A 21,245-nucleotide genomic window follows, 5' to 3' on the forward strand; every position below is an offset into this window, starting at 1 on the left:
GTGCGTCACGTGAAGGCGCGGCGGTAGGCCGCCGGATGCTCCGGGTCGGCACCAAGCTGTTCGGCCGCCTGCCAGACCCAGCCAGGGTTGCGCAGGAGCTCCCGGGCCAGGAACACCGCATCGGCCTCCTCGCCGGCGATGATGCTGTCGGCCTGTTGGGGGTCCGTGATCAGGCCGACTGCGCTGGTGGGGATCTCGGCCTCCTTGCGGACGCGGGCCGCAAACGGAACCTGATAGGCCGGCCCCACCGGGATCTGCGCGTCGGGGACCGATCCTCCGCTGGACACGTCGATCAGATCGACGCCGAGCGCCTTCAGTCTCGTCGCGAGCGTGACGGTCTCCGCCACCGTCCACCCCGGGCGTGGGTCCTCGGTATCGCCGCCGAGCCAATCGGTCGCCGACACCCGGAAGAACAGTGGTAACTCCTGCGGCCACGCCGAGCGCACGGCGCTGACAACCTCCAGAGCAAACCGCATCCGGTTGTCCGGCGATCCGCCGTAACCGTCGGTGCGTCGGTTGGACTGCGGGCTGAGGAATTGATGGATCAGATAGCCGTGCGCACCGTGGATTTCCAGCACCTTGAATCCGGCTCGCGCGGCCCGCCCGGCTGCATCGGCGAATGCCGTTGTGATCAAACCGATCTCGTCGATACCGAGCTCGGAAGGCGTCGGCAGACGACCGAACGGCACAGCGCTGGCGCCCACCGTGGGCCAGCGCTGGTCATCGACACCCCACGGGCGTCCGGTGGAGCCCTTGCGTCCGGCGTGCACGATCTGGATACCAGGCACCGAACCCTGCGCGGCGACGAACTCGGCGATGCGACGCAGACCGTCGGCCTGCCGGTCGTTCCACAGGCCGAGGTCGAACACGCTGCTGCGGCCCACCGGGTGCACGGCGGTCGCCTCGACCATGACCAGTGCCGCCCCCGCGACGGCGCGCGAACCGAGATGTTGGGTGTGCCAGTCGGTGGGTGAGCCCTCGTCCGGACCCGCAGGCACGGCGGCGAACTGCATCATCGGTGACATCCAAGCCCGATGGGCGAAGGTCACCGAGCGCAGGGTGAGCGGGCTGAACAACCGTGTCATCGCTGCCGCTCCCGATCCAGGCCGAGGTAGGCCATGGCCGCCCGGATGATGCTGTCGCGCCCTGGGCCGTGTTCGACGGCGAACCGGGCGGGATCGGCATCGGCCATATCGAACGGGTAATCGCTGCCGCACAGCACTTTGTCGGTGCCGGCGAGGGCGCAGAGCAGGTCCAGCTGCGCGGCCCCATGGGTGACGGTGTCGAAGAACAGCTCGCCGAACACGTCCTGCGGTGCACGTGACCCGGCGGCCCGGACGTCGGCACGCGCCCGCCAACCGTGGCTCCATCGACCGAGAAGACCCGGGGCGCAACCGCCACCGTGCACGAAACAGATGCGCAGACCCGGGAGCTCGTCCTTGAGTCCGCTGAGGATCAGTGCTGCCACCGCTGTCGCCGATTCGGTCGGGTTGCCGATGAGGTTGTTCAGGTAGTACTTCGCCCACTGTGGTTGCGGCAACTGCATCGGGTGCACCAACACCGACAGATCGAGCCGGGCCGCCTCACGCAGCACGTGCCCGAGAGCGGGTCCGTCCAGGGACTCGTTGCCGAGTAACGGTGGAACGGCAACGCCGGCAATGCCTTCGGTGTCGGCCAGTCGTGTCAGCTGCCTGGTGACGGCGGCGCTGTCGGCCAGGCTGACAAGTCCCAGTCCGAGCAGCGTACCGTCGGCGCCGGCGACGACGTCGGTGAGCGCGCTGTTGAAGGCTGTCACGTAGTCATCGGCGGCGGCGCCGGGCTGCAGCGGGAACGCGAACGGCGGTGCCGACAGCACCCGGACCCCGACCTCGTTGCGGTCCATGTCGGCACGGATGGCAGCGATATCGCTCATCGCGTCGGTGGCGATCGACAGCGGGATCTCACCGAGGAAGAGTTGCCCGTCGCGATCGTGCATGCGTCCGTGCGGACCGACGCCGGGGAGGTCGAACAGCTCCCGCGGCAACCAGTGCGCGTGTACGTCGATCACGCCGGGCGCCAGGTCTGCGCTGATCATCGATATGTCCTTTCTCGGAAGGTGCCTATGAGTGTCGGACCGCCGCAGACCCGGCTCAATGTCCGCGGGCACACAGTTTCGCGGATTCGATGTGCCGAAGACCATGAGAAAAACGCCGGTCCGGGCGCACGGTGCCCTACCGACCGGTGGCCACCGCGTCGACGGTGAGCGCGGTGGCGAACTGCAGCACCACCGCGGGATCGGCCAATGTCACCTGACACAACGCTTCGGCGCGCTGTAATCGTTGCGTCAAGGTGTTGGGGTGGATGTGCAGCGCTGAAGCGGCACCTCTGCGGTCCTGGTTGTGCGCCAGGTACGTGCGGATGGTGCTGACCAGTTCCGTGCCGTGGGCCCGGTCGTAATCGCGTAGCGGCCCGAGCGTGCGGGCGGCGAAGGCGGTCAGCAGGGCTGGGTCATCGAGTTGAAGCAGCAGTCCGGCGACACCCAGATCCTCAAGGGTCACCACGGTATTGGTGCGCCGCGCGGCCACCGCGATCGACAGCGCACCCTTGACGACGCGGTATGCCTCGGCATAGGTCTGCTGCCCGGGAGTAACCCCGGACACGGTGACCTCGAGCCCACCCGCCATGCGCGCCAGTGCGCCGTGGATTGCCGCCGCGACCGCGGCGGCGGATCCCTCATCACCACCGGGAACCGGCATCGCCCGCGGCCACAGCACGACCACATCATCGCGGATGTTCGCCGCCAGTGGCCGAAAGCGTTGTCCGGCAGCCAAGTCGGCGATCGATCCGAAGATGCGTTGGCGTAGCAACTTGTCCGGCGCCCCGGCAGGACGGTCGATCCTCGCCACGATCACATCATGCGGTTGGCTCAGGTCATGTCCGAGCAACTGAGCTCGCCGCAGCACGGCTTCGGGAAGGCCGCCCGTCTCGCCGAGCACCTCGGAGAGCAGCTCGCCACGTAGCCGTTGCTCCACCTCGGCCGCGGTGCGCTCGCGCAGCAGCTCCAAAGACACCACCATCGATGCGTGCTCGACGGCGCGCACCGTCATCGGATCTGGCTCGTGGGCGCCATCGGGGAACCAGATACGGGCCACCAACTCCCCGTCCAGTTCAGGCGAGGACACCAGGAAGGATCCGTCGGCCGACCGCATCGGCCGTGAGGATCCGTCGTGGCCCGGCGCATTCTCGGTCCGCACCGCAGAATCGGGCAGCGAGTCCGAATCCCCTGCCACGGCGAGGATCTCATGCAGCGGATCCTCGATCAGCACCGGCCTGCCGATGAGACCGGAAAGCGCATCGGCAACGCCCTGGAGCCCGCCGGAGCGAAGCGTCACCGCCAGCAGGCTGTTGTGGATTTCCTCCGAACGCGCAAGGGCATCCCGTTGCGCACGCAGCTCGTCGTTGAGCGTGCGCAACTGTTCCAATCGGTCGGCCGAAGTGAGGGCGATCGCTGCGTGATTGGCCAGCAGGGTCATCCGCTCGATCTCGGTCGGCGTGAAGGTGTGCACCGGCATGTAGTAGCCGTTGAGCGTGCCCAGCGTACGACCGCCGGCAATCAGCGGCACGCTGATCAGTGCCCGGTACCCCTGCTCCTGGGCCGCACCACCCCACGGCGTGAATTCCGGATCCGCGGTGATATCGCGAATGGTGACCGACCGGGCACTGTGGAATGCGCGGGCCGACGGGGCACCACCGTCGAGGCGGATCGGCCGGTCACCGTTCACCCGGTTCACGTAGTCCTCGGACAACCCGCTCCAGCCGGCCACGACGAGCCTGGTGGACTCGGAGTCCGGGATCAGCACTCCGCAGAAGTCGAACCCCAGCAGTGCGCGGGCGGTGGTCGCGACCTGGCCGAGTAATTCGGCGAGTCCGGCAGCCGAGGTCGCGGCGGCACTGAGTTCGCGCATCGCGCCGAGCCACGTCGACATCTCCGCACCCGGCCGAACCTCGGCGGTGCCGCTGTTGGTCGTACTCACCCGAACAGCATGACACGGGCATGTACACGCAAACATAGGAACAGCACTCTTATGGTCCCGTCTACATTGTCCGACCGTCCGAACGTGACGACACTCATAGTCACGCCGAGGAGAAGGACACCCCACATGACCAGCAGCACCGATGCCGCCCCCGTGACCGCGCCGCCGCAGATACCCGACGTTCGCGCGATCATGAATCCGGCCACCGCGACGGTGATCACCACGGTCGCCGAGATGGGCGCCGCGGAGGTCGACACCGCCGTGGCCGCCGCCGCGGCCGCCTTCTCCGACGGTCCATGGGCCGAGATGCCGCGCAGTGAACGCGCGCGAGTGTTGTTGCGCGTCGCCGATGCCATCGAGGAGCATTCCGAGCGGCTCTACACCTTGGAGGCCCAGAACAACGGCCGCCCGATCACCGAAACGCGTGCCCAACTGTCGCGTGTGCCGGAGTGGTTCCGCTACAACGCGGGACTCCTTGCCGCTCAGCGGCATTCGGTACTTCCCGGCGATGGGCCCTATCTGACCTACCAGCAGCGGTTACCACTCGGGGTATGCGGCATCATCACCCCGTTCAACCATCCGCTGCTGATCCTGGCCCGCAGCCTGTCCGCGGCGCTGGCCAACGGCAACACCGTGGTGGTCAAGCCCTCGGAGATGACACCGCTGACCACGCTGGCGCTGGCCGACATCATCGCCGGAACCGGGATACCGGCCGGAGTCGTCAATGTGGTGACCGGAGGGCGCGAGGCCGGAATCCGATTGACCGAACATCCGGACGTCGCCAAGATCACCCTGACCGGAGGCACCGAGGCCGGGCGATCGGCCGCCGTGGCGACCGCATCCCGGTTCGCCCGGGTGACCGCCGAACTGGGCGGCAAGACCCCGGTCATCGTCTTCGGCGATGTGGACCCGGTGAGCGCCGCCGAGGGCGCGGCGTTCTCGGCGTTCGTGGCCGCCGGTCAGTCCTGTGTCGCCGGTTCTCGATTCCTGGTGCACCGCAGCATCTATGACGCGTTCGTGACAGCCCTGGTGCACCGGGCGCAAGCCATTGTCGTCGGCGACCCCACCGCCTCGGACACCCAGATGGGCCCGCTCATCAGTGCCCGCCAACGCGATAAGGTACGTCGGCTGATCCAGACCGGTGTCGACCAGGGTGCCCGCCTGGCGGCAGGCGGGCTGACCCCCGAGCTCCCCGAGGATCTGCGTGACGGGTACTTCATATCCCCCACCGTTCTGGCCGACGCCACCATGGCCATGACGGTCGCCCGGGAAGAGATCTTCGGCCCGGTCGCAGTCGTCATCCCCTTCGACACCGAGGCCGAGGCGGTCGCGATGGCCAATGACAACGAGTTCGGGCTCGGCGCCGGGGTATGGACCCTCGACGTGGCCCGAGCGCATCGCGTCGCGGGACAGATCATCGCAGGCATGGTGTGGATCAACGACCACCACCGCCTGGAACCATCGCTGCCGTGGGGTGGGGTGAAGGAATCCGGCACCGGGAAAGACGCCGGCACCGAATCTTTCGACGATTTCTCATGGATCAAGACGATCGTGGTGCGCACCGCCGCCGAACCCGTGGATTGGTACGGCAACTTCGGCCAGCGTCGCCTGAACTGATCCCGGATCCGGACTCCTGAAAGGTTTTTCGTGAACGACAACACGTCCCGTCAGCCGGTTGGTACCGGCTGGCGACATGAGATCACCCGCGTGCAATGGCTCGTCCTCGCCGGCACCACCCTGGGCTGGGGCCTCGACGGCTTCGCGGGCAGCCTCTATGTCCTGGTTCTCGGACCGACCATGACCGAACTGCTCCCCCACAGCGGCATCGAGGTCTCGTCGTCATCGATCGGCCTGTACGGCGGGCTCACCGTTGCGCTGTTCCTGATGGGCTGGGCGGTCGGCGGCATCTTGTTCGGGATGCTCGCTGACTATTTCGGCCGCACCAGGGTTCTCTCGGTGGGCATCCTGACCTACGCCGTGTTCAGCGCACTGGCCGCCTTCGCCGACACCTGGTGGCAGTTGGGCCTGCTGCGATTCATCGCCGGCGTCGGTTCCGGCGTCGAGGCGCCGGTGGGTGCCGCGCTGATCGCCGAGACCTGGCGCAATCGATACCGCGCCCGTGCCGGTGGGGTCATGATGGCCGGCTACGCCGGCGGATTCTTCGCCGCCGCTGCGGTATACGCGGTGCTGGGCGATCACGGCTGGCGTTTCATGATGCTGTTGGCCGGTCTGCCTGCGCTACTGGTCTGGTTCATTCGCCGCTACGTCCCGGAACCGCCGGAGATCGATGCTGCGATGCACGTGCGCAGGCAGCGCAAGGCCGCCGGGACCCGTGAGCAATTCGTCCTCCGCCGCCTCATCTCACCACCACTGCGCAGGCCGATGTTGGTGTGCACCGCACTCGCATCGGGCGCCCTGCTTGCCTTCTGGAGTGTGTCCACCTGGTACCCGCAGATCATCCGGCAGATCAGCGCGAATGATGCTGTGCCGCAATCGGTCACCGATCACCGCGTGGCAGTCACGGCCATGCTTTTCAACGCCGGCGGGATCATCGGTTATGCCGCATGGGGTTTCATTGCCGATGCCATCGGACGCCGCAGGACCTTCCTGATGAGCTTCGCCGTGTCGGCCGCGTCGATTGCCTGGACCTTTCCCTTTGACCGCGGGTACACCGAGTTCCTTTTCGCCATGCCATTGTTGGGATTCGGATTGTTCGGCGCGTTGTCCGGAACCTTCATCTACGGCCCCGAGGTGTTCCCGCCAAGTGTGCGGGCCACCGCACTCGCGGTATCCAACAGCGTCGGTCGATTCGTCACAGCCCTCGGACCGCTGGGCGCCGGCGTCATTGCCGCCTCCTGGTTCGGCGGCAACCTCGGGGTGGCCACCGCCACGGTGGCGGCCCTCGGCCTGATCGCCGTCGTTGGCCTCGCCTTCGCCGCCGAGACCCGCGGTGTCCCGTTGCCCGCCGACAGCCATTTCGAGCCCGTCACACCCATCGAGAAGAGCCACTCATGAGCGACCACTCCCATCTGTCGGCCATCGTCATCGGCGGATCCATCGGCGGACTGACCACCGCCCTGCTGCTGCGCGACATCGGCTTCACCGTCGATGTGTACGAGCGCACGCCCGGCCCGTTGGACGGCCGCGGCGGAGGCATCGTGCTGCAACCCGACACCGTGCGCTGGTTCGTCGAGCGCAGCAGCCAGCGCCTGGATGACCTCCACACCGCGACCTCGCACGTCCAATACCTCAACGCCGACGGCGGCATCGCCCACCGCGAGCCCGCTCGCTGGACCTACACCTCTTGGGGCACGTTCTACCGGGCCCTACTGGCGGACTTCGGCACCGAGCACTACCACTACGGCGAATACGCCTGCGGTTTCGACCAGGACGACGAGCGGGCCACGGTGCGCTTCGTCAGCGGTCGCACCGAGTGTGCCGATCTGGTGGTGTTCGCCGACGGCATCACCTCGGCGGCACGGCAGCGCTTCGATCCGAGCTCCGAACTGGTCTACTCCGGCTATATCGGGTGGCGTGGCACAGTTGCTCAGTCGGTGCTCACCGACGCCACGCGCGCCACGCTTCACGACGCCATCACCTATGACGTGGTGCCGAACTCGCACATCACGATGTACCCGATTCCGGGCGAAGAGGGGCTCGACGAGGCGCACCGGCTGATCAACTACGTCTGGTATCGCAACGTGCCGGCCGGACCCGAGCTCAGCGAGATGCTGATCGACAAGCGTGGCTTCACCGGGTCGGTGTCCATTCATCCCGGCCAGGTCCAGGACCGTTACATCGACGAGATGCGCCGAGCGGCAACGGAACTGTTCGCACCGGCGGTGGCCGAGGTCGTCGTTGCGACCGAGATGCCGTATCTGCAGGTCCTCTCCGACGTCCGCTCCAACCGGATGGCACTGGGTCGGGTGGCACTGATCGGTGACGCGGCGTGCGCGTCACGACCGCATGCCGCGGCGGGCACCGCCAAGGCGGCGGCCGACGCCTGGACGCTTGCCACCGCTCTGTCCGAGACCACCGGAGACATCCCCTCCGCGCTTGCGAAATGGGAGCCCGCGCAGTTGCAACTCAGCGATTCCCTTTTGCGCCGCGTGGTCAGCATGGGAGAGCGGTCCCAGTTTCACAACACCTGGGATCCCCATGATCCCGATCTGCGATTCGGTCTGTACGGCCCCGGAATCTGATCCCGTCTGTATCCCCCGAGAAACCCCTCCCGAAAGGCGCATCGCATGACCGACAACAGTTTCCTGACCGACCTGCCGCTCGCCGGCGAACTCGTCGCAAAAGATTTCGAGACCTGGCCGGACTGGTTGAAGACCGAGTTCGAGGAGCACGCCCACGACGGTGCGGTCGGATCACGGCTGCTCAGCGAGAACGATCGCGTCCGGGTGTGGGAGATCCGGTTGGCACCCGGGGAGCGTTGGCACGCCCACCGCCATGTCCTCGATTACTTCTGGACTGCGATCAACGCGGGACGCAGCCGGCAGCACACCCACGACGGCACCGTGCGTGAGGTGTCCTACGACGCGGGCGAGACTCGACATTTCCGTTTCGGTCCCGGTGAGTTCTTGCTGCACGATATCGAGAACATCGGGGACGGCGACCTGGTATTCACGACGGTGGAGCACCTCGACAGCGCCAATCCACCGCTTCCGCTGAACTGAGCAGACTATCTCGATCATACGCCTCAGCATTCGATGTATGGTCAATGTATGAGCGACTCGACCTTCAATCTCTCATCGGTCTTCGGCACCGTGGCCAGGGCCGTCGGCGACCAGACGTTCCTCGTCTGGCGGGATCGCCGGTTGAGTTACGCCGATGTCGATGCCCGGGTCGACGGCTTCGCCCACTTTCTCGCGGCGCAAGGTCTCGGTTGTCATACCGAACGCGATGGGCTGGCGGGCCACGAGTCCGGCCAGGACCACCTGGGCATCTATCTGCGAAACGGCAACGAGTACCTGGAGTCGATGATCGGCGCCTACCGCGCCCGAGTCGCACCGTTCAACGTCAGCTTTCGCTACGTCGAGGAAGAGCTGATCTATCTGCTCAACGACTCGAAAGCCCGGGCCCTGGTCTACAACGCCGAGTTCGCTCCGCGGGTGGCCTCGATCCTGGACCGGGTGCCCCATCTCCAGGTACTGATCCAGGTCGACGATGGCACCGGTCACAACCTCCTGCCCGGCGCGGTGGACTACGAGCAGGCCTTGCGCACGCCCGCCCCGGCCACCGGAATGCCGGAGGTGTCCGGTGACGATCTCTACATCCTGTACACCGGGGGCACCACCGGGATGCCCAAGGGAGTACTGTGGCGCCAGCACGACATCTTCCTTTCGTCGATGGGCGGCAGGCCGTTCGGCGCCGATCGCGCGCTGGCCTCCTACGCCGAGCTGGCCGATAAGGCCCGCTCGGGAGCCGGAGCACTGGCGATGCTGATGATCCCGCCGTTCATGCACGGCGCTGCGCAGTGGGCGGCCTACAACGCGATCACGATGGGCGGGCGCCTGGTCATCCCCGACGATGTCGAGCGGTTGCGGCCGACCGAGGTCCTGCGGCTGGCCGAACGTGAACGCGTGCTGACGATTCCGGTGGTCGGCGACGCCGTCGCCCGGCCGCTCGTCGAGGAGATCGAACGTGGGGACTACGACCTGTCCGGGCTGTTCACCATCACCAACGGCGGGGCAACGCTCTCGCCGACGGTGCGCGAGCGCATCCTGGCCGCGCTGCCCCATGTGACGCTGCTCGACGCGGTGGGTGCCTCGGAATCCGGCGCACAGTTGAGCACGTTCTCCACGTCCGGCGACGAGACGACACCGGCGGTCTTCACCGCACAGTCCGATACCGCGGTGGTCGCCGAGGACCTGTCGAGGGTGCTCACCGCCGGTGAGGGCGGCGGCTGGCTGGCGCGCCGGGATCTGATCCCGCTGGGTTACCTCGGCGATGCGGACAAGACGGCGCGCACATTTCCGACAATCGACGGTGTGCGCTGGTCGGTGCCCGGCGACCGGGCCGATGTCCTCGACGACGGCCGCATCCGACTGCTCGGCAGGGACTCGGTCACCATCAACTCCGGCGGCGAGAAGATCTTCGTCGAGGAGGTGGAACGCGCCATCGCCGCGCACCCGGCGGTCTATGACGTCGTCGTGGTCGGACGCCCCTCGGAGCGGTGGGGCTCCGAGGTCGTGGCGGTGGTTCAGCTTGCCGAGGGTGCCGACGCCGATGACGAGGACCTTGCCGCGGTATGCGGACGATCGGTGGCCCGCTACAAGATCCCGAAAGCCTTCATCCGGCATCCCAAGATCCAGCGGTCACCTGCAGGTAAGGCCGACTACCGCTGGGCCAAAGCTGTCGCCACCGGCGAGAGCGTGCCTGCAGGTTAGACCGCGCCCTCGCCCAAAGTGGCAACCAGATAGGTGATATCGCCGAAGGCGGAGAGCGCCTCGGTGGATGCAGGCATACCGTACTCGGCGAACAATTCCGAGCTCGGACGCAACACGGGCTGCCATCCGCGGCCTGCGAGATAGGTTGCGGTCTCGGTGCGCTCACCGGGATAGAACAGTTCGGCGACGTCGACGTCGACACCGAGGTCGATCCCCCTGTCCTGCCATCTCCCGCGCATTTCCTGCATCCGTTCGCTGATCTTGACCAGGTCGTCCGGGCTGATGGTCGCGGTGTTCTCGGTGGCGATCCGGCTTCCCGGGGCGCTGAGCTCGGAGATGTTGTCCAACAACCGATCCTGGGCCTCGGGCGGTAGGTACACCAGCAACCCCTCGGCCAGCCAGACGGCCGGGCTAGATGGGTCGAATCCTGCCGTCCGGAGCGCGGCGGGCCAGTCGTCGCGCAGGTCCACCCCGATAGTGCGGTGCTCCGCCGCCGGGGTCGCGCCCAGATCTGCCAGGGTTCGGGTCTTGAACTCGATCACCTGCGGCTGGTCCAGCTCGTAGACCACGACATCGGACGGCCAGCCCAACCGATAGGCGCGGGCATCCAGACCCGAGGCCAGGATGACGACCTGACGGATGCCCGAATCGACTGCGGCGGTCACGAAGTCGTCGTAGAACCGGGTGCGCGCGGCGATACCGTCGGCCATCCGGGATATATCGTCGGCCGCCGCACCATCGATCTCACCGCGGGCGTATCGGGCATACGCGCCGATCCCCACGGCCGATACCAGCGGCTCGGCGTACGGATCGCTGATCCCGGCGATATTCGCCCGGGTGGCGATCGCCCGGTTCATGGCCACGGCGGTCGCCGTCACGCCGACGCTTGTCGCAAGGTCCCAGGTGTCACTGTCGACTCGTCCCATAGTTAGACAGCCTACGCTTCTGCCGAGCGATGCGAGTCGACGACGAGAGCGCCCACATCGATTGCCGGTGCACCGCACCGACTCGTGCGGTCAGGGCAAAGCGCCGAGGATCGGATCGACCGACTGGGCCGGCACAGGTGGAGCCGCCGGCGGTGGGGGCGGTAACAGCTCGGCCGGCATCGGCTGGGGCGCCACTTCAACGGGCGCCGGACCTGGCAGCGCGCCGGGGGCGGGAACCGGCACACCCGTCGGCACCGGCGCGGCAGGGACGGTCAACATCGACGCGTCCGGCGCGGGCGCTGCTGCTTCGGGGCCGGGCGCGGCGACGGGAGCAACGGGGTCGCCGAGATGCGATACCGGCTCGGGCATCACCGCGGGCTCCGCGGGTGCGGGCACGGCGTACTGCACGGCCGGTGGCACCCACTCCGTGCTGGGAATCGTGTCGACGATGTCACTGGCCGCCGGTGTCGCAACGGGAGCCACCGACGGCACCGTTGGCAGCACTGCCGCCGGCGCGGACTCGGCGACCACCGGTCGGGCAGGCACGATCGGCGAGGTCTGCGGCGTGGAGACGGTGGCCCGGTTTGCCAGGGTCGCCGATTCCGGCACTTCGGACCCGCCGAACTGAGAGCCGACGGCGAACAACGCGATCACCGCGGTCACGGCGGCCGCTCCGGCCAGGGACAACAACCGCCCGCCGAGCTGCGCGCGCAACCGAATGCGATGTTCGGAATGTTGCGTCCCGGTCTGGTGCGGCACCGCGTTGGTCAACACCAGATGCGCGGCTTGATAGGCCGGCGTCTGCACGACTTCGGGATCACAATCGGAGATACGTCCGGCGCAATCGGCACAATCGGGGAAATCCACCTCGAGCGCGGCGCCGAAAAGGTCCGTAGGCACCTGGGTGCCGGCTTCCGACTCGGGACGTTGGTCCAGTTCGGATACTCCGGGGGTGACCTGCCGCACCGGACGGACGTCGGACCAGCCGGCGTCCCGCAGCGCCGCCAACAGATCGGTGGACCGTTCTTCCAGATCGGCACTCCAGCACACGCCCACCGCACCGACCTGATAGCCGGCCGCCGCGGCGATACCGGCGGCCCCGCGGACCGCGGCCAGGCAACGCGGCAGCATGTCCTCTGGACGTCGCACCGCGAACCGGTCGTCGTCGATCGGACGCCCGGTGGGCACGGTGGCATCGACCAGAACCCAGCCGACTCCATTGGTGGTCAGCGACAATCCGAGTACGGTTCTCAACCCCTGACCTCTACTCCTGTCTCATCCCCCGGCTGCGGATCGCGACGAAGCCTAGTTTGCTCGCTTCGACTCGGCATCTCGTGAGAACGCCGTTTCCGGCGCCGTATCCTGGTTATCGTCACCATGCCGACTCGTGTTACCAGGCGCAACGGGGCCATCGCACACCACCGGTCGGGGTGTCCAGTTCACCGAGAGTTCATCCACCACTCCGAGGAATACCCCCGCCGGTACCATTGCTGTTCGGTGTAGCGAAGGGAGCAGCCATGGTTGGCGACGAGGAAGCAATCACAGCGGTACTGAATCGGCTACGCAGGGCGCAAGGCCAACTCGCCGGTGTCATCTCCATGATCGAGCAGGGCCGCGACTGCAAGGACGTCGTGACCCAGCTGGCCGCGGTGTCACGCGCCCTGGACAGGGCCGGCTTCAAGATCGTCGCCACGGGCATGCGAGAGTGCCTCACCGGCGAGGCGGCCGACGGTCAGCGGCCACTGACCGAAGCCGAACTGGAGAAGTTGTTCATGGCGTTGGCATGATGTCCGGCGCCGAGGCGAAGAGGGCCGACGCGACGAGCGCACCGAGGATGACGATCGCGAAGACAACGGTCGCGGTACCTATCCACATCACCTCCGCCTGCGGTGCGGGCACCCGCGTCTGACCCGGAGCCCGGCTGTTGAGCAGTCTCGAACGGCGCCAGCCGACAGCCAGCACGCTCAACGCCAGACCGGTGGCGATCAGGGCCAGAAGTGCGCGGCCCGCCCCGAAGGGTCCGTGCTGACGGATGATCAACAGCGCCCCTCCGGCAACGAATCCCAAAGCGCTTCTCTCCCATGACAATAGGGTGCGCTCTGCTTGCAGACCGGGTTTCTCCGGCGGCGACCCGGGCATGTCACCGGCCACCGGGAGGCCAGACGACCAAGACGACGAGCACGGTGACGGTGATGGCGAAGATCGCCATCCCGAGCACGGTGGGAATCAGCGTGGGCGGGAGATCCGCATCGCGGCGCATCGCCTCTTGCACGCGGCGCCAGCGCCATACCGCGAGGGCGGCCAATACTCCCCCGCCGGCGGTCAACGCGATGCTCAAACCGTGCCGCACGCCGGCGATGCCAAACGACGGGACGAACTGGACGACCGCGATACCGCCGGCGATGAGGGCCAGCGCCGTGCGAATCCAGGCCAGGAACGTCCGCTCGTTGGCCAGAGTGAACCGGTAATCCGGTTCCGCTTCCACCCACTCGTCATCGGCGTCGGTCATCGCCGCTTCCCGGTGCCACGCATCTGGGTCAGCGTACGTCGGCACGCCGACGCGCTGCGCCGGTACGGCGCGATGATTCACACTCCGGCAGTACGACCGACGGCGACGAATCGGGCCCGCAATCCATCGATGAACGAGGTGAGCGCGAGCTCGAAACTGGCCTGGTCGATCTCGTCGGCCTTTGCCGGCAGCCGGTGCGCCTGCCGCATGTGCGGATAGCGATCCCGGTATATCTGCGCATCATCGGCGAAACCGCGCGAGAACGACCCGATGGTCGATCCGAGGACCAATGACCGAGTGGCGGCGCCGATCATCGTCGCCTCGCGAGGCGGCCATCCGGCCCGCACCAGCCCGCCGTGTACAGCGTTGGCGATGCGCAGACTCTCATCGCGATGCCTGAGCCCGAGCGCCAGGAAAGGCACCAGATTGGGATGCGCAGCCAGGGCAGAGCGGTACGAGCGCGCCCAATCGGCCAGCGCCACATCCCATGCTTCGTCGGCGTCGAAGGCGGAGGTGTCCACGATGCTCACGACCATGCCTGCAATCTCGTCGAGCACTTCGGTTTTGGTCGGGTAGTGCTTATAGAGCGAGGCGGCCTGCACTCCGAGATCGGCGGCCAGGTTACGCATGGACAACCCTTCCAGGCCGTCCCTGTCGATGATGCCGAGGGCGCTGTCGCGGATCCGTTCGCGGCTGAGAATGCGCGGCCTTGCCACCATGAGCTCCTTCATTGCGTTGGCGAACGACGTTAGCTTATAGTGGTCGACATTGGCTAACACCGTTCACCAATCAGGAAGGTAGCGATGCGCAGGGACGTCTACACCCAGGAACATGAGGACTTTCGGGCGATGATCCGAGCGTTCATCGAGTCCGAGGTCGTGCCGGTGTACGACAAGTGGTTCGAGGACGGCATCGCGCCGCGCGACTTCTACTACAAGCTCGGCGAGCTGGGCCTCTTCGGCATCGAGATCCCCACCGAGTACGGCGGGTCCGGCATCGACTCCTACAAGTTCCAGGCCATCATCACCGAGGAGTGCTCCCGCGCGGCGGTGTCCTTCGGCGGTTCCAGCGTCCACATCGGGTTGTGCCTGCCCTACCTGAAGGAGTTGGCGACCGAGGAGCAGAAGCAGCGCTGGTTCCCGGGCATGATGTCGGGCGAGACCATGTTCGCCATCGCCATGACCGAGCCGGGCACCGGCTCGGATCTGGCCGGAATGCGCACCACCGCAAAGCCGTCGGGCGATGGCACACATTACGTACTGAACGGTTCCAAGACCTTCATCACCGGTGGCGTCCACGCCGACCGCGTCATCGTGTGCGCCCGCACTGCGGCACCGCGTGAGGACGACCGCCGGTTCGGCATCACGCTGCTGGTCGTCGACACCACGTCGCCCGGCTACACCGTCGGCCGCAAACTCGACAAGCTAGGCCTGCGGACCTCCGATACCGCCGAATTGAACTTCACCGACGTGATCGTGCCCGCCGAGGACGTGCTGGGCGAGGTGAACATGGGCTTCTCCTACCTCGGCCGCAACCTCCCCCGTGAGCGACTGGCCATCGCGGTCGGCTCCTACGCGCAGGCGGCAGCCGCGGTGCGCTTCGCTGCGCAGTACACCAAGGACCGCACGGTCTTCGGCAAGCCGGTCGCGGCGTTCCAGAACACCAAGTTCGAATTGGCCGCCTGCAAAGCAGATGTCGACGCCATGGAGGCCGTGGTGGACCGCGCGATGAACGCCCACGACGCCGACGAGCTGACACCCGCCGACGCTGCTGCGGCAAAACTGTTCTGCACCGATCTGGCGTCCAAGGTCATCGACCGCTGCCTCCAGCTGCACGGGGGTTACGGCTATATCAACGAGTACCCGATCGCCCGCCTCTACGCCGACAACCGGGTCAGCCGGATCTATGGAGGCACCAGTGAGGTGATGAAGATGATCATCGCCAAGGACATGGGACTGTAGCAGTCATTTTGTAACCGCCGTCACAACAGGCATTGGGTGACATGGGCGTCACAGCCCAGCGATGATCCTGATTCCCTTGTGCTGTGGTGCAATTGGCCGGTGATCATGGCGTCTGGGGCCGATGCCACCGAATCGGTCGACGAGGGGCCCACCAACGACCCGAAGGAACCACCGTATCGGGCAGCTGGTGCGATATTGCTTCTGATCGTCGCGCTGGTGTTCGGCCTGACCTGGGTGCAGTTTCGCGGCTACCTGGAAGATGTTGTGCCGCTGGTGATCATCGCCGAGCGCGCCGGGCTCTCGATGGATCCGGGTTCGAAGGTGACGTTCAACGGTGTCCCGATCGGCCGGCTCACATCCGCCGGTGTGGTGACCGAGGGCGACGATGTCCGCGCCAAGCTGCTTTTGGATGTCAAACCGCAATACCTGCAGTTGATTCCGTCCAACGTGGACGCACAGCTGCGGGCAACGACGGTCTTCGGCAACAAGTACATCTCGCTGCTCTCGCCGGCTGATCCTTCGCCCGACCGACTCGAACCCGGTGCGGTGATCAATGCATCGGCGACCACCACCGAGTTCAACACCGTGTTCGAGACCATCATGGGTATCGCCCAGCAGATCGATCCGGTGAAGCTCAACCAGACCCTGACCGCCACCGCCCAGGCCTTGAATGGATTGGGAGACAAGTTCGGTCGGTCATTGGTGGACGGCAACGATATTCTCGGTGAGCTCAACGTGCGCATGCCGCAGATCCGTCGTGATGTGTCCGGGTTGATCGCATTGTCCGACACCTATGCCGATGCCGCACCCGATCTGTTCGACGGGCTGGACAACGGTTCGGTCACCGCGCGAGCAATGAACGACCAGCGTGGCGCTGTGGACGCGGCACTGCTTTCGGCGGTCGGATTCGGAAACAACGCCGCCGATGTCTTCGAACGAGGTGGCCCGTACCTCGTGCGTGGCGCTCAGGATCTGCTGCCGACCAGCGCACTGCTGGACTACTACAGTCCGCAGTTGCTCTGCAGCCTCCGCAACTACCACAACGTGGCACCCAAGTACGCCGACATGCTCGGCGGCAACGGCTACTCCCTGGTGCTACGCGACCAACTGGTGGGTGCCGGAAATCGCTACGTTTTCCCGGACAACCTGCCGCGCGTCAACGCCCGCGGTGGGCCGGGCGGCCGTCCCGGGTGTTGGCAGCCGATCACCCGCGACCTATGGCCGATGCCGTATCTGGTGATGGACACCGGCGCCAGCATCGCCCCGTACAACCATTTCGAGCTCGGACAGCCGATCATGAACGAATACGTCTGGGGACGTCAGGTTGGCGAGGACACCATCAACCCCTGATCAGGCCTTACCGGTGCGCTCGCGATGCTTGCAGCCCGGCCAGCAGCACGGACGCCGCTTACCCTCCTCGAGCTCCTCCTGCGTACGCCGGATCCGGCGCTCCCGCGTCTTGTCCTGCTTGGCGTCCTCGACCCAACAGATGAACTCGTTGCGGGCCAGCGGCGTGATGTCCTTCCACGCCGCCAGCGCGGTGCCGTTTCCGATCAGCGCGTAACGGAGATCGGCAGGCAGGGGATGCACCACCCCGCCGGGGACCTGCTGTTCTGCCATTCCGGCAATATAGCCCGCGGGCTACCGACCGAAGCCCGCATTGCGCAGGGCATCCGCCATGGATCCCGACGGCGCCGACTCGCGGCGGCCGGAGTTGTTTCCGCGGTTGGGCTTTCGCTGCGGATCTCGCTGTTGACCGCCACGCTGCTGGTTGCCGCGATTCTGGTGGCCCTGCCCGCCCTTGCCGGGCCCGCGGTCACCACCGCGGGCGGGCTCGTCGTTGAGCCGCAGGGACAACCCGATCCGCTGGCGGTCGACATCGACATCGACCACCTTGACCCGCACCACCTGTCCGGATTTGACCACCTCGTGGGGATCGGAGACGAATCTGTCCGACATCGCCGACACGTGCACCAGCCCATCCTGGTGCACACCCACGTCCACGAACGCCCCGAACGCCGCCACGTTGGTGACAACGCCCTCGAGCACCATCCCCGGCTTCAGATCGGCGACCTTCTCGACACCGGCGGCAAAGGTCGCGGTGGAGAATGCCGGGCGCGGGTCGCGTCCGGGCTTCTCCAATTCGGAGAGGATGTCGGTCACGGTCGGCACGCCGAACCGCTCGTCGGCGAAATCCGTTGGAGCAAGCGCGCGCAGGACGCGCTCATTTCCGATCAATTCGCCCAGTGTGATGTTGGAGCGGTCCAGGATGCGCCGCACCACCGGATAAGACTCCGGGTGCACCCCGGACGCATCCAGTGGGTCATCGCCTCCGGTGATCCGCAGGAACCCCGCGCACTGTTCGAAAGCCTTGGGCCCCAGCCGCGGAACTTTCAGCAGCGCGCTGCGGCTGCGGAATGGCCCGGTGTTCTCCCGGTGCGCGACGATGGCCTCGGCCAAGGTGTCGGTGACACCGGAGACCCGCGCCAACAGCGGCACCGACGCCGTGTTCAGGTCGACGCCCACGGCGTTGACGGCATCCTCGACCACCGCGTCGAGACTGCGGGCCAAGGTGCCGGGCGTGACATCGTGCTGGTACTGGCCGACGCCGATCGACTTCGGTTCGATCTTGACCAGTTCGGCCAGCGGATCCTGCAATCGCCGCGCGATGGACACCGCCCCGCGCAACGTCACATCCAGTTGTGGCAGTTCGTGTGCCGCATAAGCAGACGCCGAATACACCGAGGCGCCTGCCTCACTGACCATCGCTTTCACCGGCGCAGCCCCGCCGGCGGCGCGGATGTCGGCGATCAGCTCGGCGGCCAGCGCATCGGTCTCCCGTGAGGCCGTGCCGTTGCCGACCGCGATCAGCTCGACACCGTGGCGGGCGACCAATGCCGCCAGTGTGGCCTTGGCGGAATCCCACTGCTTCTGCGGCTGATGCGGGAAGATCGCGCAGGTGTCGACGACCTTGCCGGTGCCGTCGACCACGGCGACCTTGACCCCGGTCCGGAATCCCGGGTCGAGACCCAGCGTGGGGCGCGTCCCGGCCGGAGCGGCCAACAACAGATCCTTCAGGTTGCGGGCGAACACCGCGACGGCATCGGCTTCGGCGCGCTGGCGCAACCGGATGCGGGCGTCCACGGCCGCCGAGATCATCAGCTTGGTCCGCCAGGCCAATCGCACGGTGGTGGCCAGCCACGGGGTGGCCGGGCCCGCCGCGGCCAGATCGACGCCCAGGCTGTGGGCGACCCGCGCCTGGTACACCTCGTCGGCTCCGCCGTCGAAGTTCACCGCCAGGATCTGCTCCTTCTCGCCACGCAACACCGCGAGCACCCGGTGCGACGGCATCTTCTCCAGCGGTTCGGAGAATTCGAAGTAGTCGCGGAACTTCTGCCCGGCCGGGCTCTTTGCGGCCTCCTCCGACCACGGCGCGGTCCGCAGCGTGCCGTCGGCCCAGAATTTGGTGCGCACGTCACCGACCAGTTCGGCATCCTCGGCCGCCCGCTCGATCAGGATGTGCCGGGCCCCGTCGAGTGCGGCGGCGGTGTCGGCGACCTGCTCCCCCACGAATTCGGCGGCAGCCTCGTCCGGTACCAGCGTCGGGTCCGCGAGCAGCCGGTCGGCCAGGGGCTCCAGCCCGGCCTCGCGCGCGATCTGCGCCTTGGTCCGCCGCTTCGGCTTGAAGGGCAGATAGATGTCCTCGATACGGGCCTTGGTCTCCGCCGTCAGCAGCGCGTTCCTCAGCTCGTCGGTCAGCTTGCCCTGCTCCTCGATGGAAGCCAGCACGGCGTCGCGGCGCTGATCGAGTTCACGCAGGTATGCCAACCGCTCCTCAAGGGTGCGCAGCTGACCATCGTCGAGGCTGCCGGTCACCTCCTTGCGGTACCGCGCGATGAACGGGACCGTGGCACCCTCGTCGAGCAACTGCACGGCCGCCGCGACCTGGCGTTCGGCTACCGCCAGTTCCTCAGCGAGACGGGCATTTACGGTACGGATCACGGGCACGCTCGAAGTCACGCCGAGACACTACCGAATAGCCCTGACAGCCGTTCGGAGGGTGAGAGCGCGCGACCGAGACAGCTATCGCGCGCAGGCGCGCGCGGCCAGCACTGCGACAAGGAAACACGCCAACGGCACCCAGCCGTCGGCCCCGGCCAGCCCATTCTTGGCGACCAGCAGCATCGCCACCCCGGACACGCAGATCAGCACGCCCGCCACCACCGACAGGATCTCGGCTCGCCGCGAGTTCGCTCCGACCGCCCCGACCGGATCATCCCACCACGGCATTCTGCGGTGTTCCAGTGGGGACAGCAGCAGGAACGTCACGAACATCACCACCGCGAAGACCGCCGCCCGCAACGCCAACATCGCCCAGAAGTCCGGCGCGTGCACGTCATAGGCGTCGAGTCCGAACGCGTTCAGCGCAAAGGTGGCGACGGCGATCGCCGGGATATGCCACAGATAGAGGGTCATGGCCCCCGAATTGCCGACCGCGACCACGTACCAGACCCGAGGACGCTGCGCCCAGCGACCGATGGGACCCGCGGCCGCTACGAAGACGCAGGACATCCAGACGCAATGCAGGGCGAGCAACACCGTCGGTGGCGACACGTTCGAGACACCGTGGCTGCTGCCGGTCGTGACCAGGGACACCTCATAGGTCTGCGTCAGCGCCAGCGCGACCTGGGCACCCAACGCCACCGCCGCCGCGGCCAACGCGGCGGCGGGCCGGATCAGCCTGCGGGCGTATGCCACGCCGATGACCACCGGGATCAGCCATACGAACAGGAAGTTGCCGACCCCGGCTTCGGACGAGCCGACGGCGAACCGGATCTGGTCGACACCCGCGGCGACGGTCACCAGCGCGGCGACCACGGCCGCGGCCGTGCCGGCACTACCGATGCGGGTGAGCAGCGGAACGAAGGCAATCACGACCAGATAGACGCCGAGAAACCACAGCAGCGCCACGCATTCGCGGCCCAACCGATCGGCCGACGCCCCACCGAGGATCATCCGCGCCACCACCAGCGCCACGGTCCAGAACCCCAGATACCAGAACACCGGCCGGCACAGCCGCTGCGCCCGGCTCACCAGCCAACTCCCCCACGCCGTGCCCGGATGCCAGCCGTAGGCGGCCGCCGCGCCGCCTGCGAAGAAGAAGAGGGGCATCACCTGCACCACCCAGGTGAGGGGGGTCAGCTGCGGCAACTCGCCGAGGATGTTGCCGATCCACAAACCATCGCTGTCGATGGTGGCGAGCAGCAGCGCGCAGTGCCCGAACATCACGACGATCAGGGCGGAAAGCCGGGCGACATCGATGGCGCGATCACGGTTCCCCGCTCCGGCGGTCACCGAACGGGGCGCGGGCAGGAGCTTGGCGAGCGGCATGGATATAGCGTGCCGCACCAGGCGGCCGCGCGGATGAGTAGGACTACCCG

The 21,245-nt window shown here is 67.0% G+C and carries 19 protein-coding genes; 8 read left to right on the forward strand and 11 right to left on the reverse strand.

Annotated elements, in window-relative coordinates; all coding sequences use genetic code 11:
* Positions 1 to 5: 5 nt before the first annotated feature.
* From PGN27_RS02990 to PGN27_RS03000, 3 genes are all read right to left on the reverse strand, one after another.
* Positions 6 to 1,085: an NADH:flavin oxidoreductase/NADH oxidase gene (locus tag PGN27_RS02990; protein ID WP_335324755.1), complete on the reverse strand. Its 1,080-nt coding sequence runs from the start codon at positions 1,083 to 1,085 to the stop codon at positions 6 to 8.
* Positions 1,082 to 2,074 (reverse strand): amidohydrolase family protein, encoded by a 993-nt coding sequence (locus PGN27_RS02995; RefSeq protein WP_335324756.1) that lies wholly within the window; start codon positions 2,072 to 2,074, stop codon positions 1,082 to 1,084. Before PGN27_RS02995 ends, PGN27_RS02990 begins: the two co-directional genes overlap by 4 nt.
* A 136-nt stretch (positions 2,075 to 2,210) precedes the next feature.
* The gene (locus tag PGN27_RS03000; RefSeq protein WP_335324757.1) at positions 2,211 to 4,013 is read right to left on the reverse strand and encodes a helix-turn-helix domain-containing protein; all 1,803 of its coding nucleotides are present in this window, start codon (positions 4,011 to 4,013) and stop codon (positions 2,211 to 2,213) included.
* A 126-nt stretch (positions 4,014 to 4,139) separates the two neighbouring features.
* On the opposite strand from PGN27_RS03000, the gene PGN27_RS03005 reads away from it, so the two are divergent.
* The 5 genes from PGN27_RS03005 to PGN27_RS03025 are packed head-to-tail and all read left to right on the forward strand — an operon-like array spanning position 4,140 to position 10,408.
* Positions 4,140 to 5,630 (forward strand): aldehyde dehydrogenase, encoded by a 1,491-nt coding sequence (locus tag PGN27_RS03005; RefSeq protein WP_335324758.1) that lies wholly within the window; start codon positions 4,140 to 4,142, stop codon positions 5,628 to 5,630.
* A gap of 30 nt (positions 5,631 to 5,660) precedes the next feature.
* Positions 5,661 to 7,028, forward strand: a complete 1,368-nt coding sequence (locus PGN27_RS03010; RefSeq protein WP_335324759.1) for an MFS transporter — start codon at positions 5,661 to 5,663, stop codon at positions 7,026 to 7,028.
* The gene (locus PGN27_RS03015) at positions 7,025 to 8,215 is read left to right on the forward strand and encodes an FAD binding domain-containing protein (protein WP_335324760.1); all 1,191 of its coding nucleotides are present in this window, start codon (positions 7,025 to 7,027) and stop codon (positions 8,213 to 8,215) included. The genes PGN27_RS03010 and PGN27_RS03015 overlap by 4 nt, the downstream gene beginning before the upstream one ends.
* Positions 8,216 to 8,260: 45 nt before the next feature.
* Positions 8,261 to 8,695, forward strand: a complete 435-nt coding sequence (locus PGN27_RS03020; RefSeq protein ID WP_335324761.1) for a cupin domain-containing protein — start codon at positions 8,261 to 8,263, stop codon at positions 8,693 to 8,695.
* 48 nt (positions 8,696 to 8,743) lie between these two features.
* The gene (locus PGN27_RS03025; protein ID WP_335324762.1) at positions 8,744 to 10,408 is read left to right on the forward strand and encodes an acyl-CoA synthetase; all 1,665 of its coding nucleotides are present in this window, start codon (positions 8,744 to 8,746) and stop codon (positions 10,406 to 10,408) included.
* Here the strand turns inward: PGN27_RS03025 and PGN27_RS03030 are convergent.
* Positions 10,405 to 11,334 (reverse strand): SAM-dependent methyltransferase, encoded by a 930-nt coding sequence (locus tag PGN27_RS03030; RefSeq protein ID WP_335324763.1) that lies wholly within the window; start codon positions 11,332 to 11,334, stop codon positions 10,405 to 10,407. The genes PGN27_RS03025 and PGN27_RS03030 overlap by 4 nt on opposite strands.
* Before the next feature lie 90 nt (positions 11,335 to 11,424).
* Positions 11,425 to 12,588, reverse strand: a complete 1,164-nt coding sequence (locus PGN27_RS03035) for a DUF7159 family protein (RefSeq protein ID WP_335324764.1) — start codon at positions 12,586 to 12,588, stop codon at positions 11,425 to 11,427.
* 263 nt (positions 12,589 to 12,851) lie between these two features.
* Here PGN27_RS03035 and PGN27_RS03040 point away from each other — a divergent pair, with 263 nt between their 5' ends.
* Positions 12,852 to 13,121 (forward strand): metal-sensitive transcriptional regulator, encoded by a 270-nt coding sequence (locus tag PGN27_RS03040; protein ID WP_335324765.1) that lies wholly within the window; start codon positions 12,852 to 12,854, stop codon positions 13,119 to 13,121.
* Here the strand turns inward: PGN27_RS03040 and PGN27_RS03045 are convergent.
* From PGN27_RS03045 to PGN27_RS03055, 3 genes are all read right to left on the reverse strand, one after another.
* Entirely contained in the window at positions 13,105 to 13,473 is a 369-nt protein-coding gene (locus tag PGN27_RS03045; protein WP_335324766.1) for a DUF202 domain-containing protein, read from the reverse strand. The two genes, PGN27_RS03040 and PGN27_RS03045, sit on opposite strands and share 17 nt — an antisense overlap.
* Before the next feature lies 1 nt (position 13,474).
* Positions 13,475 to 13,843: a YidH family protein gene (locus PGN27_RS03050; RefSeq protein ID WP_335324767.1), complete on the reverse strand. Its 369-nt coding sequence runs from the start codon at positions 13,841 to 13,843 to the stop codon at positions 13,475 to 13,477.
* A gap of 77 nt (positions 13,844 to 13,920) precedes the next feature.
* The gene (locus PGN27_RS03055; RefSeq protein WP_335324768.1) at positions 13,921 to 14,559 is read right to left on the reverse strand and encodes a TetR family transcriptional regulator; all 639 of its coding nucleotides are present in this window, start codon (positions 14,557 to 14,559) and stop codon (positions 13,921 to 13,923) included.
* Between the two features lie 87 nt (positions 14,560 to 14,646).
* Between PGN27_RS03055 and PGN27_RS03060 the strand changes: the two genes are divergently transcribed.
* Positions 14,647 to 15,804, forward strand: a complete 1,158-nt coding sequence (locus PGN27_RS03060) for an acyl-CoA dehydrogenase family protein (RefSeq protein ID WP_335324769.1) — start codon at positions 14,647 to 14,649, stop codon at positions 15,802 to 15,804.
* 105 nt (positions 15,805 to 15,909) lie between these two features.
* Positions 15,910 to 17,154 carry an MCE family protein gene (locus PGN27_RS03065; RefSeq protein ID WP_335325209.1) on the forward strand — a complete coding sequence of 415 codons (1,245 nt, stop codon included), beginning with the start codon at positions 15,910 to 15,912 and terminating at the stop codon, positions 17,152 to 17,154.
* Here the strand turns inward: PGN27_RS03065 and PGN27_RS03070 are convergent, their stop codons facing one another.
* The 3 genes from PGN27_RS03070 to PGN27_RS03080 form a co-directional block, all read right to left on the reverse strand.
* On the reverse strand, positions 17,155 to 17,424 hold the full coding sequence (locus PGN27_RS03070) for a YdeI/OmpD-associated family protein (protein WP_335324770.1): 270 nt from the start codon (positions 17,422 to 17,424) through the stop codon (positions 17,155 to 17,157).
* Between the two features lie 21 nt (positions 17,425 to 17,445).
* Positions 17,446 to 19,824, reverse strand: coding sequence for a Tex-like N-terminal domain-containing protein (locus tag PGN27_RS03075; RefSeq protein ID WP_335324771.1), 2,379 nt, complete (start codon positions 19,822 to 19,824; stop codon positions 17,446 to 17,448).
* Between the two features lie 63 nt (positions 19,825 to 19,887).
* Positions 19,888 to 21,195, reverse strand: coding sequence for an acyltransferase family protein (locus PGN27_RS03080; protein ID WP_335324772.1), 1,308 nt, complete (start codon positions 21,193 to 21,195; stop codon positions 19,888 to 19,890).
* Positions 21,196 to 21,245: the final 50 nt, after the last annotated feature.

The sequence above is a fragment of the Mycolicibacterium neoaurum genome (assembly GCF_036946495.1).
Classification (GTDB): domain Bacteria; phylum Actinomycetota; class Actinomycetes; order Mycobacteriales; family Mycobacteriaceae; genus Mycobacterium; species Mycobacterium neoaurum_B.